General features: G+C 74.4%; 2 protein-coding genes. Both read right to left on the minus strand.

Annotated features, from left to right (window positions below; all coding sequences use genetic code 11):
- Positions 1-193 precede the first annotated feature (193 nt).
- On the minus strand, positions 194-1,384 hold the full coding sequence (locus tag ACOTKD_RS11915) for a cytochrome P450 (RefSeq protein ID WP_424888867.1): 1,191 nt from the start codon (positions 1,382-1,384) through the stop codon (positions 194-196).
- A gap of 78 nt (positions 1,385-1,462) precedes the next feature.
- A complete protein-coding gene (locus ACOTKD_RS11920) occupies positions 1,463-13,576 on the minus strand; it encodes an SDR family NAD(P)-dependent oxidoreductase (RefSeq protein ID WP_424889117.1) in 12,114 nt (4,037 codons plus the stop codon).
- Between the last annotated feature and the right edge of the window lies 1 nt (position 13,577).

Below are 13,577 nucleotides of genomic sequence, written 5' to 3' on the forward strand. Positions count from 1 at the left end.
ATGCCAACCCCTCGTGGAATGCGGTTCCGGGGCGCAGGGCGTCGACAGTCACGCCTGACCCACTATCCGGGGCCCATCCTGCTCAAGGCCGACTGCGGGTTTCCGTAGAGAGCGCGTCGCCCGTACGCGCGGCCCCGGTGGTGCGGCGGGGCGTGCGTACGGGCGAGGGCGTTCCGGGAGGGCGGGGCCGGGGCTACCAGGTCACGGGCAGCTCGGTGAGGCCGCCGGACAGCTGGCCTTCGAGCAGCCGCAGTTCTTCCGCCGGGCGTTCCAGGCGCAGGCCGGGCAGGCGGGTGAACAGCCGGGTGTAGACCGTCCTCAGCTCGATGCGCGCCAGCGGGGCGCCGATGCAGTGCCACATGCCGTGGGCGAAGGTCAGGTGCGGGTTGGGGGTCCTGGTGATGTCGAACCGCTCCGGTTCGGTGAAGGCCCGCTCGTCGAAGTTGGGGAGGCTGAAGTCGAACAGGACCAGGTCTCCGGCCCGTATCGTCACGCCGCCGATCTCGACGTCCTCGGAGGCGTAGCGCGGCAGGATCGATCCGCCGGCCTTGGCGGACCTCAGTATCTCCTCCACGGCGTGCGTCATCGCGCCCGGGTCCGCGAGGGCGGCCGCGCGCTGCTCGGGGTACTCGGCCAGGAGCATCACACCGTGGTCGAGGAAGGTCACGACGCTGTCCAGCCCGGCGAACAGCAGGCCCACCCCCAGCGGTGCCACGCGCTCCTCGGGGAGTCCGCCTTCGGACAGCCGGGTGAGGATGTCGGCGCCGGGCTCGGCCCGCTTCCGCTCGACCAGCCCTTCGACGAACCCGAAGAGCTCGCGCCGGCCTTGTGCCACACTCTCCCGGTCGCCCAGGAGGGCCATCCGGGACAGCCGCGCCATCAGCTCTTCGCGACTGTGCGGCGGTATGCCGATGATGTCGCAGAGCACGGTCAGGGCGACCGGCGTGGAGACGCCGCTGTGCAGGTCGCCGGGCGGGCCCTGGTCGATGAACCGGTCCAGTACGGCGTCCACGACCGCCGCCACCTGCGGTTCCATCTCGCGCACGCGCCGGGCGGAGAACATCGGCGTGAGCAGGCGGCGTATTTCGCTGTGGGTGCGGTGTCCCGCCTCGGCGTCGGTGTCGGTGATCATCAGGTCCAGGAACGGACTCCGGACGTAGCGGGGCGCGTTCACCGGGTCGGGGTGCGAGTGGCCGACGCGCTCGTCGTGCAGCAGTTCTTTGAGCTCGGCGTAGCGGGTCACCAGCCATCCCTCGTCGCCGGCGGGGGTGCGCACCCGGCAGACCGGCGCCTGCTCCTGGAGTCCGCGCAGCAGCGGGCTCAGCCGGAGCCGGCCGGGCGGCTCCAGGCCGAGGGTGGGGAGGTCCCGGGAAGAAACGGTCATGGCTTGTCCTGCCTTCTGCGTAGGGATTCGGCACGCGTCACGTGCGCGATCGGTCGCGGCTGCGGCGCTCCGGCGCCGTCACGCTCCGCCGACGGAGAGGAGCCAGCTCTCCACGGCTTCCGCGGTCGCCGCGGCGTCCGCCTTGACGAGGGAGAAGTGGTCGGCGTCGACACTGCGGACCTGGGCCGAGGGGTAGGCGCCCTGTCCCTCGGCCGCGGCCGTGGCGTACTCGACTCCGGCGGCCGCCCTCGTCGCCCGGAGGCTCAGCACGGGGGCGGTCGGGTGCTGGACGTCGAGGCGGCTGAGCAGTCCCATCCACCGGCCCATCGCGGACAGCCGCGAATTGGTCATCCGCACCGGTGAGACCTCGTCGACCATGAAGTTCCGCCGCATCATGCCGGCGTAGTCGACGTCCTCGCCGTTCTCGTGCCGGAGGCTGAGGGTGTCGAGCAGCACCACGGCCGCCGGCCTGATGCCCCACGTGCTCTCCAGCAGGCCGGCGGCCGCGTAAGCGAACGCGCCGCCGGAGGAGTGCCCGGCCAGAACGAAGGGTTCTCCGTCACTGGCGCGCAGCGCGCTCTCGGCGATGACCCTGACCGCACTCTCGGGCGTGGCCGGCAGCCGCTCCCCCGCGGCGAAGCCGATCAGCGGTAGGGCGCAGACGTGCCGCTTGCCCCGGAAGGGTGCGGCGAACCGGGCGTACTCGTGGACGCCGCCGTTGGCGGTGGGCGTGCTGACGCAGATCAGCCGGGGGTGGCCGGGGCCGTCGGCGAGCGTGGTGGGCAGGGGCAGGTCCTCCAGCTCGGCCGCGTTCTCGAAGGTCGCGCGGAGCGCGCCCAGGGCCCGTACCACGTGCTGGGCTTCGGCGACCCTGCCGTTCTCCAGGGCGTCGAGGAAGAGCCGTTCCAGGGAGTCGACCTCCTGCCCGGCGGCCGGGCCCCGCAGGCCCGCCCCGGCCGGGGCCCCGGCCGGGCCCGGTTGTGCGGCGAGTTCCCCGAGCAGCCAGGCGGCGAGGTTCTCGGGGTTGCGGTTGTCGAAGACCACGGTGGCGGGCAGTTGCAGACCGGAGGCCGCGGCGATGCGGTTGCGGAGTTCGACCGACGTCAGCGAGTCGAAGCCCAGGGCGAAGAAGTCCCGCCCGGCCTCGATGTCCTGGACCGACGTGTGGCCGAGGACGGCCGCGGCCTCGGCGCGGACGAGGTCGACGGTGCGGCTGAGCCGGTCCGCGTCCGGCAGGGCGAGCAGTTGCCGGGCGAACGGGACCGGGGAGCCGGACGTGTTCGCGGCGGCCCGCCTGCCCCGGCGGATCAGCCCGCGGAAGAGCGGGGGCACGTCGGCCTGCGACGTCGCCGCTCCGGAGACCGCGCCCAGCGCGGCCACCACGGGCTCGTCCGCACCGAGGGCGGCCGCGAACAGGGCCAGGCCCTGCTCGACGGTCACCGGTGACAGGCCGCCGGCCCGCATGCGGGCCATGGCGGTGTCGCTCAGCTCGCCGGCCATGCCGGCACCGTGGGCCCAGTGACCCCAGACGACCGACTGGCCGGGCAGGCCCAGGGAGGCCCGGTGCCGGGCCAGGCCGTCCAGGAAGGCGTTCGCGGCCGCGTAGTTGGCGACGCCCGGTGCGCCCGCCACCCCGGAGAGGGACGAGAACATGACGAAGGCCGCCAGGCCGAGGTCCTTGGTGGCCTCGTGCAGGTGCCAGGCCGCGTCCGCCTTGGGCCGCAGTACGGACGACAGCTGCCCGGGGGTCAGGGAGGTCACCATGCCGTCGTCGAGGACACCGGCCAGGTGGACGACCGCCGTCAGCGGGTGTTCGGCGGGAATCGCGGCCAGGAGTCCGGCGAGCGCGTCCCGGTCCGCGACGTCGCAGGACACGATCGTGGGCCGCGCGCCCAGTGCCCGGAGTTCGTCCGCCAGTCCGGCCGCCCCGGGGGCCTGCGGGCCGCGGCGGCCGGCCAGCAGCAGGTGCCGCGTGCCGGACGCGGCCAGCCACCGGGCGAGATGGCCGCCGAGCCCGCCGGTGCCGCCGGTGAGGAGGACGGTCCCTTCGGGGTCCCACTCCGTGCGTCGTGCGTCCGCGCCGGACGGCAGCCAGGCCAGCCGTCCGACGCGCAGTTCTCCCTCGTGCACGGCGAACTGGGCGTCTCCGGAGGCCAGCAGGCCCGGCAGCTGCGCGAGGAGTGCCGTCAGGTCGCCGCTGTCGCCGAGGTCGGCCAGGACGAAGCTGCCGGGGTGTTCCGCTTGCGCCGAGCGCACCAGGCCCCAGACGGCGGCGGCCGCGGGATCGTCGCCGGAGACCGCGCCACGCGTCACGAGCACCAGCTGCGACGTGACGAGCCGTTCGTCGGCGAGCCACTCCTGGAGCAGGCGCAGGGCCTGTGCCGTCAGCTCGTGCGCGGCTGCCGGCACGTCGCCCTCCGTGGCGGGTACGGGGACGACGACCAGGTCCGGGACGTCGGCCATGCCCGCCGGGTCCGCGGCCCCGAGGGGGGCGAGTACCACGCTCCGCAGGTCCGGGGCGTTCTCCGGCTCCGGAGCCGGAACCCATTCCAGGCGCAGCAGGGGCTCGCGCCGGCCTGTGGGCCGCGGGGTGTGCGAAGGGGCGCCGAGGTGAAGGGTTTCGGCTGACAGTACCGGGGCTCCGGTGGCGTCGGCCGCCTGGACGGAGACCGTGTCCGCGCCCGTCCTCGCGATCCGTGCCCGCAGCGAGGACGCGCCGGTGGCGTGCAGGGTCACGCCGCTCCAGGAGGTGGCGTGCCGGATGCCGGTCTCGTCTCCCGCCTCGCAGAGGGCGGCGGTGTGCACGACCGCGTCGAGCAGCGCGGGGTGCAGCCCGAAGTCCTGGGCGCCGGAGGCGGTGTCGTCGGGGAGCCCGGCCTCGACGAACACCTCGTCGCCGCGGCTCCAGGCGGCCCGCACCCCGCGGAGGGCGGTGCCGTGCGGGGCCCCGGCGCGGAGGCCGTCGAGGTCGGTGGCGGTCGCGCCGTGGGGCGGCCAGACGGACGCGTCGAAGTCCGTGGCCGTTGCGCCCGTGGTGAGCGTGCCGGTGGCGTGCTCCGTCCATGTCCCGTCCGGCTCGTCCGCGGGCCGTGAGAAGAAACGGATCTCGCGGGTGGCCGCGTCGCCCGGAGCGCCGAGCCGCACCTGCATCACGCGTGCCGTGCTGTCGGTGAGCTCCAGCGGCGCGCCGAGCGTCAGCTCGGCGACGTGGTCGCAGCCGGCCTGGTCGCCTGCCCGGATGGCGAGTTCCACGAAGGCTGCGGCCGGGAAGGCGGCCGTCCCGTCCGTCGCGCGGTCCTTCAGCCAGGGGTGCGCCTGGCTCGACAGCCGGCTGGTGAACAGCAGCCCGTCCGAGTCCGCCAGGTGCACCGCCGCGCCCAGCAGCGGGTGTCCGGCCGGTACGAGTCCCGCCGAGGCGACGTCTCCGACGGTCGTGCCGGGCTGGGGCCAGAAGCGCCGGCGCTGGAAGGAGTAGGTGGGCAGGTCGACGCGGCGGGCGCCGGTGCCGGCGAAGAACGCGGGCCAGTCCGCCTCGACGCCGGCGACGTGGAGGGAGGCGAGGGCGGTGAGAAGGGCGATCGCCTCCGGGCGGTCCTTGCGGAGCGCCGGTACGGCCACCGGGATGCCGTCCAGGTTGTGCTGGGCCACTCCGGTCAGCACGCTGTCGGGTGCCAGCTCCAGGAAGGCCGAGGCGCCTTCGGCGGCCAGGGTGCGGATGCCGTCGGCGAAGCGGACGGGTTCGCGGACGTTCCGGACCCAGTAGTCGGCGTGGCCGGTCAGTTCCCCGGACGCCTCTTCGCCGGTCACGGTCGAGATGACCCGGATCTTCGGCGTCCGGTAGGAGAGGCCCTCGGCGACCCGGCGGAAGTCGTCCAGGATCGGGTCCATCAAGGGCGAGTGGCTGGCCATGTGCACCGGTACCCGCCGCGTCTTGCGGCCCTCGGCGGCGAACGCGTCGGCGATGCGCAGCACGTGCGTCTCGTCTCCGGAGATGACGACGGCCTCCGGGCCGTTGACCGCGGCGATCGACACGCCGCCGGTCAGCCGTGCTGTCACCTCCTCTTCGGACGCTTCGACCGCCATCATCGCGCCGCCCGCGGGCAGGGTGTTCATCAGCCGTCCGCGGGCCGCCACCAGGGTGCACGCGTCCGCCAGGGAGAGCACCCCGGCGACGTGGGCCGCCGCGATCTCGCCGAAGGAGTGGCCCATGACGAAGTCGGGGCGGATGCCCCAGGATTCGACGAGCCGGAAGAGCGCCACCTGGATCGCGAACAGCGCGGGCTGGGTGAACCGGGTCTCGTCCAGGCGCTCGGCGTCGGTGAACATCACCTCCCGCAGCTCGCCGTCGAAGTGGGCGAGCACCGCGTCCAGCGCCTCCGCGAACGCCGGGAACCGTTCGGACAGTTCCCGGCCCATACCGGCGCGCTGTCCGCCCTGGCCCGGGAACAGCAGCGCGAGCGAACGGTCCGTGGCCGTGCCCCGCGCGACCTCGGCCCCCGCCAGCAGCACCGCACGGTGCTCGAAGGACGACCGGCCGGTGGCCAGGGAGAAGCCCACGTCGAGCGGCGAGAGTTCCGGACGCTCCCCGGCCCACTCGCGCACCAGCCCGACCTGGGCGTCGAGCGCCTCGGAGCTCTTCCCCGAGACGAGCCACGGAACGGCTTCCGCCTCAACGGGCCGGGCGTTCCGGCCGGATCGTGCGCCGGTGTCCGGGGCCTGCTCCAGGACGGCGTGCGCGTTGGTGCCGCTGATGCCGAAGGAGGACACGGCCGCCCGGCGGGGACGGCCGGTGTCCGGCCAGTCGGTCGCCTCCGTCACGAGTGCGACGTCACCGGCCGTCCAGTCCACGTGCGTCGTGGGGGTCTCCGCGTGGAGGGTGCGCGGCAGGACGCCGTGCCGCAGCGCCATGACCGTCTTGATGACACCGGCCACGCCGGCCGCGGCCTGCGTGTGGCCGATGTTCGACTTGAGCGAGCCCAGCAGCAGCGGCCGCCCTTCGGCCCGGTCCTGCCCGTAGGTGGCCAGCAGGGCCTGTGCCTCGATGGGGTCGCCCAGCGAGGTGCCGGTGCCGTGCGCCTCGACGGCGTCCACGTCACCGGCCGCCAGTCCGGCGTTCGCCAGGGCCTGGCGGATGACGCGCTGCTGGGACGGGCCGTTCGGCGCGGTGAGGCCGTTGGAGGCGCCGTCCTGGTTGATGGCCGAGCCCCGGACGACGGCGAGGACCTCGTGGCCGTTGCGCCGCGCGTCGGACAGCCGCTCCAGGACGAGGAGGCCGACGCCCTCGGACCAGCCGGTGCCGTCGGCGTCGTCCGAGAACGCCTTGCACCGGCCGTCCGTCGCCAGCACGCCCTGCCGGGTGAAGCTGGGGAAGCTCATCGGCGTCGACAGCACCGTCACCCCGCCGGCCAGGGCGAGCGAGGACTCGCCGGAGCGCAGGGACTGCGCGGCCAGGTGCACGGCCACCAGGGACGACGAGCACGCGGTGTCGAGGGTGACGGCCGGGCCCTCCAGGCCGAACGTGTACGAGATGCGGCCGGAGACGACGCTGCCGACGAGGCCCGTGCTGGTGTGGCCCTCCAGGTCCTCGCGGGAGTTCATCACGAGCATCGTGTAGTCCTGGCCACTGGCGCCGACGAACACACCGGTGCGGCTGCCGCGCAGGGACACCGGGTCGATGCCGGCGCGTTCGATCGCCTCCCAGGAGGTCTCCAGGAGCAGCCGCTGCTGCGGGTCCATGGTGACGGCCTCGCGCGGCGAGATCCCGAAGAAGCCGGCGTCGAAGTCCGCGATGCCGTCGAGGAACCCGCCCTTGGACGTACCGCTGCGCCCGCGCTCCCCCTCCGACCCGCCCAGCAGGGTGTCCAGGTCCCAGCCGCGGTCCGTGGGAAAGTCCGTGATGCCTTCGCCGCCGTCGAGGACGAGACGCCACAGGTCCTCCGGGGACCGGACGCCTCCCGGGAGCCGGCAGGCCATGCCCACGATGACGACCGGGTCCTCGGCGACCGCGCCGGGGACGGCGGCCGCGACCGGCGTGTCCCCGTGCTCGTCGAGCAGGACGGCGACGAGGTGTTCGGCGAGCGCGGAGGGGCTGGGGTAGTCGAAGACCAGCGTCGCGGGCAGCCGCAGGCCGGTCGCGGCGGAGAGCCGGTTGCGGAGCTCGACGGACGTCAGGGAGTCGAAGCCCAGGTCCTGGAACTCCCGCCGGGCGTCGACGGCCCCGGCCGACGCGTGCCCCAGCACCGCCGCGGCCTCCAGCCGCACCAGGTCCGTCATGAACCGGGCGCGCTCGTCCTCGCCCAGCTCCTCCAGCCGGCCGACGAGCTGTGCGGCGGTGCCGGCGCCCGTGGCGGTGGTCGCGGCGGCGCGCCGGCCTGACCTGACCAGGCCGCGCAGGACGGGCGGCACGGGGCCGGTGGCCCGTGCCGGCCCGGAGGTACGGCCGAGGGCGACGAGGTGTGCCGCGTCGCACGCCCCGGCCGCGTCGAGCAGCGCGAGGCCCTGGCCGACGGTGAGGGGTGCGGCCCCGTAGGAGGCGATGCGCCGCATGTCCGTCTCGGAGAGCGCGGCGGTCATGCCGCTGCCCTGCGCCCAGGCGCCCCACGACAGGGACTGGGCGGGCAGGCCCCGGGCCGTGCGGTGCCGGGCGAGTGCGTCGAGGAAGACGTTGCCGGCGGCGTAGTTGCCCTGGCCGGGGGTGCCGGTCACGCCGGAGAGGGAGGAGAACAGCACGAACGCGGCCAGGTCGAGGTCCTTGGTGGCCTCGTGCAGGTGCCAGGCGGCGTCCGCCTTGGGGCGCAGCACGGCGGACAGCCGCTCGGGGGTCAGCGAGGAGACCATGCCGTCGTCGAGGACACCGGCGGTGTGGATCACCGCGGTGAGCGGGTGCCCGTCCGGGACGGAGCCGACCAGAGCGGTCACGGCCTGCCGGTCGGCCACGTCGCAGGCGACGATCCGGGCCTCGGCGCCGAGGGCGGCCAGTTCGTCGCGCAGTCCGTCCGCGTCCGGCGCGTCGGGGCCGCTCCGGCTCGCCAGCAGCAGGCGGGTGACGCCGCGTTCGGTCACGAGGTGACGGGCGATCTCGCGGCCGAGGCCGCCGGTGCCGCCGGTGATCAGTACGGTGCCGTCCGGGTTCCAGGCGCGCGGCATGGTCAGCACGATCTTGCCGGTGTGCCGGGCCCGGCTCATGTGGCGGAACGCCTCGGGGGCCCTCCGTACGTCCCACGTGGCGACCGGCAGCGGGTGCAGCGCGCCGGCGGCGAACAGCTCCAGCAGCTCGGTCAGCATCTCCTGGGTGCGCTCGGGGCCGGCTTCGGCGAGGTCGAAGGCGCGGTAGCGGACCCCGGCGGTCGCCTCGGGGTCGCGGATGTCGGTCTTGCCCATCTCCAGGAACCGGCCGCCGGGGGCGGTCAGCCGCAGCGAGGCGTCGACGAACTCACCGGCGAGGGCGTTGAGGACCACGTCCACGCCCCGGCCGTCCGTGACCTCGCGGAAGCGCTGTTCGAAGTCGGTGGTACGGGACGAGGCGATGTGGTCGCCGGGGACGCCCAGTTCGCGCAGGGTGTCCCACTTGCCCTCGCTCGCCGTGGCGAACACTTCGGCGCCCAGGTGCTTCGCCAGCTGGATCGCCGCCATGCCGACGCCGCCGGCACCGGCGTGCACGAGGATCTTCTCGCCGGGCCTCAGGTCCGCGAGGTCCTTCAGGGCGTAGAGGGCGGTCAGGAAGACCAGGGGCACGGACGCGGCGGTGGCCGGCGACCAGCCTTCGGGAATCCTGGCGAGGAGCCGCTCGTCGGCCACGGCCACCGGGCCGAAGCCGCCGAACAGCATGCCCGTCACGCGGTCGCCCGGGCGCAGTCCGGTCACCCCGGGCCCGGTTTCGGTCACCACGCCGGCGCCCTCGGCGCCGAGCCGCCCGGCTTCGCCGGGGTACATGCCCAGGGCGTTCAGCACGTCGCGGAAGTTCACGCCCGCGGCCTCGACGGCAATCCGGACCTGCCCCGGCCCGAGCGGCTCCAGAACGTCCGGGGCGGGCGCGAGCAGCAGGTTGTCCAGGCTGCCCTTGGCGGCGATGTCCAGCCGCCACGGTCCCTCGACCGGCGGCAGCAGCCCCGCGCCGCCGCCCAGCCGGGCCAGCCGGGGCACCCGGACGGCGCCGTCGCGCACCACGAACTGCTCGTCCCCGGTGGCCAGGAGGCCCGGCAGGACCGGCAGGAGGGCCGGGACGTCGCCGTGCTCGGCGTCCACCAGCGCGAACCGGCCGGGGTTCTCCGACTGCGCCGACCGTACGAGACCCCACACCGCGGCGGCGGCCAGGTCCCGTACGGTCTCTCCCTCGCCGGCGGAGACGGCGCCACGGGTGACGAACACCAGGCGCGGCCCGGCGGGCCGCTCCCCCGCCGTCCAGTCCTGCAGCAGGCCCAGGACCCGGGCCGTCAGCTCGTGCACGGCCTCCGGGACGTCGCCCTCCGCACCGGACACGGGCACCAGCACCAGGTCCTCGTCGCCTGTGAGGTCGTCCAGGGAGGCGGCCGACGCGCCGGTAGCGAGCGGGTCGGTGCCCAGGGTCACGCAGCGGACCTCGGCGGGCGGCACCTCGGGGGCGGGCACCCAGTCCAGCGACAGCAGCGCGTCGTACCCCGCGCCGCGCGAAAGGGCAGCGGCCTCGGCCACCGACGTGCCGCGCAGGACCAGCGCCTCCGCCGACAGCACGGGCGCGCCCTCGACGTCGACGGCCGCGATGGACACGGAGTCGTCGCCCGTCCTGGTGACGCGGGCCCGGACGGCGGGGGCCCCGCCGGCGTGCAGGGACACCCCACGCCAGGCGAACGGCATGAGGAGCTGGTCGTCGGCGCCGACACCGGCCATCCTGTGGGACTGGATCACCGCGTCCAGCAGCGCCGGGTGGATGCCGAAGGCCCCGGCCTCGCCGGCGGCGTCGCCCGGGAGCGCGGCTTCGAGGTAGACCTCGTCCTCCCGCTGCCAGACCGAGCGCAGGCCCTGGAAGGCGGGACCGTAGCCGGTGCCCTCGTAGAAGTCCTCCAGGTCGACGACCACGGCGTTCCGGGGCGGCCAGGTCTCCGCGCCGAACGCCTCGACGCGCTCACCGCCGGTCAGGGTGCCGTGGGCGTGCTGGATCCACGCACCGTCGGGCGCGTCGTCGGGCCGCGCGTGCACCGAGACCGTCCGGGCGCCCGCCTCGTCGGGCGCCCCGACCAGCACCTGGACCAGTGCGGCGCCGTCCTCGGGCAGGACGAGCGGGGTGAGGAGCACGAATTCGCCGACGCGCTCGCAGCCGACCTGTTCGCCGGCGCGCAGGGCCAGTTCCAGGAAGCCGGTGCCCGGGAAGAGGACGTTCCCGCCGATGGCGTGGTCGGTGAGCCAGGGGTGGGTCCGGAGGGACAGCCGGCCCGTGAACACCACTTCGCCGGAGTCGGCGAGGGCGAGCATCGCGCCCAGCAGCGGGTGCTCCGCCGGCATGAGGCCCGCGCCGGCCACGTTCCCGGTGAGTTCGGCGGGCCTGGGCCAGTAGCGCTCGTGCTGGAAGGGGTACGTGGGCAGGTCGGTGCGGCGGGCACCGGTACCGGCGAAGATCCCCGACCAGTCCGCGTCGACGCCCGTGACGTGGAGGCGCGCGAGGGCCGTGAGGAGAGCCGTCTCTTCCGGGCCGTCCTTGCGAAGGGCCGGGACCGCGAGCGGCACGTCCTCCAGGATGTGCTGGGCCATGGCGGTGAGCACACCGTCCGGGCCCAGTTCCAGGAACACCGAGGCGCCTTCGGCCGCCAGAGCGTGCATGCCGTCGGCGAAACGCACGGTCTCCCGGACGTGCCGGACCCAGTACTCCGCCGAGCACACCAGCTCCGGGGAGGCGAGCTCACCGGTGACGTTCGATACGAGGGGGATCCGCGGGGCCTGGAAGGTGATGCCGGCGACGGCCTGGCGGAAGTCGTCCAGCATCGGCTCCATCAGCGGCGAGTGGAAGGCGTGGCTCACGGACAGGCGCTGCGTCTTGCGGCCCTCGGCCGCGAACCCCTCGGCGATGCGCAGCACTTCGGCCTCGTCCCCGGCGATGACCGCCGACTCCGGGCCGTTGACCGCCGCGATGGACACACCGTCCACCAGCCGCGCAGCCACGTCGGCCTCCGCTGCCTGGACAGCGACCATCGCGCCACCCGCCGGCAGCGCCTGCATCAGCCGCGCACGCGCCGCCACCAGCGTGCAGGCGTCCTCCAACGAGAACACACCCGCCACATGCGCCGCCGCAACCTCACCGATCGAATGCCCGGCCACGAAATCCGGACGGACACCCCAGGACTCCACCAGCCGGAACAACGCCACCTCGACCGCGAACAACGCCGGCTGCGCGTACCCCGTCTCGTCGAGGCGCTCCGCGTCGGAGAACATCACCTCCCGCAGCTCGCCGCCGAAATGCCCCAGCACCGCATCCAGTGCCTCGGCGAACACCGGGAACCGCGCGGCCAGCTCCCGGCCCATCCCCACCCGCTGCGAACCCTGGCCCGAGAACAGCACCGCGAACTTGCCGGCCGTGTCCCCGGCCAGGCCGCGCGCGACCTCGGCGGTCCCGTCCTCGCCCACCAGCAGCACCGCGCGGTGCTCCAGTTGTGCCCGGGACGTCGCCAGGGAGAAGCCCACGTCGAGCGGGGACGGGCCGGCCGGCCCGGAGATCCGCTCCAGCTGTGCCGCCAGCGCGGCCTCGGACCTCGCGGAGAGCGGCCACGGTACGACCGCGGGCGAGATCTTCGGCTCGTCCTCGGTGGCGGGCAGCTCGGCGGCCGGGGCCTGCTCGATGATGACGTGGGCGTTCGTACCGCTGATTCCGAACGACGAGACGCCCGCGCGCCACGGCCGGTCCGCGTCCGGCCACGACCCGGCCTCCGCCAGCAGCTCCACCGCGCCGGACGACCAGTCCACGTGCGACGACGGCGCGTCCACGTGCAGCGTCTTCGGCAGCACGCCGTGCCGCATCGCCAGGACCATTTTGATGATCCCCGCCACGCCCGCCGCGGCCTGCGTGTGCCCGATGTTCGACTTGACCGATCCCAGCCGCAGCGGGCGCCCGGGCTCCCGGCCCTGGCCGTACGTGGCCAGCAGCGCTTGCGCCTCGATGGGGTCGCCGAGCGTCGTGCCCGTGCCGTGCGCCTCGACGGCGTCCACCTCGGACGCCGACAGCCCGGCGCTCGCCAGCGCCTGCCGGATCACGCGCTGCTGCGACGGGCCGTTCGGCGCCGTGAGGCCGTTGGACGCACCGTCCTGGTTCACCGCCGAGCCGCGGACGACGGCGAGGATCTCGTGGCCGTTGCGCTGGGCGTCGGAGAGGCGTTCCAGGACGAGGACGCCGGCGCCCTCGGACCAGCTCGTGCCGTCGGCCGCGTCCGCGAACGCCTTGCACCGGCCGTCCGCCGCGAGCCCGCCCTGCCGGGCGAACCCGGCGAAGCTCATCGGGCTCGACAGCACCGTCACACCGCCGGCCAGCGCCAGCGAGCACTCGCCGGAGCGCAGGGCGTGGGCCGCCAGGTGCAGGGAGACGAGGGAGGACGAGCAGGCGGTGTCGACGGTGACCGCGGGCCCTTCCAGACCGAAGCTGTAGGAGATCCGGCCGGAGAGGACGCTGCCCGCGAGTCCGGTGCTGGCGTGGCCTTCGACGTCCTCGCGGGAGTTCATCACGACGCCGACGTAGTCGACGCCGTTCGTGCCGGCGAACACACCGGTCTCGCTGCCCCGCAGGGATACGGGGTCGATGCCGGCCCGCTCCAGGGCTTCCCAGGAGGTCTCCAGCAGCAGCCGCTGCTGCGGGTCCATCGCCACGGCCTCGCGCGGTGAGATCCCGAAGAAGCCGGCGTCGAACGCGGCGGCGTCGACGAAGCCGCCCTCGGCCGGCGTCCGCGCTCCGTCGCCGTCACCGTCGCCCTTCAGGAGGCCGAGGTCCCAGCCGCGGTCCGCGGGGAACGCCGAGATGCCGTCCCGTCCCTCGTGCAGCAACTCCCAGAATTCTTCCGGGGTCCGCACTCCGCCCGGGAACCGGCAGGACATTCCGACGATGGCGATGGGCTCCTGCTTGCCGGACTCGGCCTCCAGCAGCCGTTGGCGGGTCTGGTGCAGATCGGCCGTGACCCACTTGAGGTAGTCAACGAGCTTGCTGTCTTCGGGCATAGCGAGAAACCTTCCCTGTGAAATG

This window comes from Streptomyces sp. XH2, from assembly GCF_049725035.1.
Lineage (GTDB): Bacteria > Actinomycetota > Actinomycetes > Streptomycetales > Streptomycetaceae > Streptomyces > Streptomyces roseoverticillatus.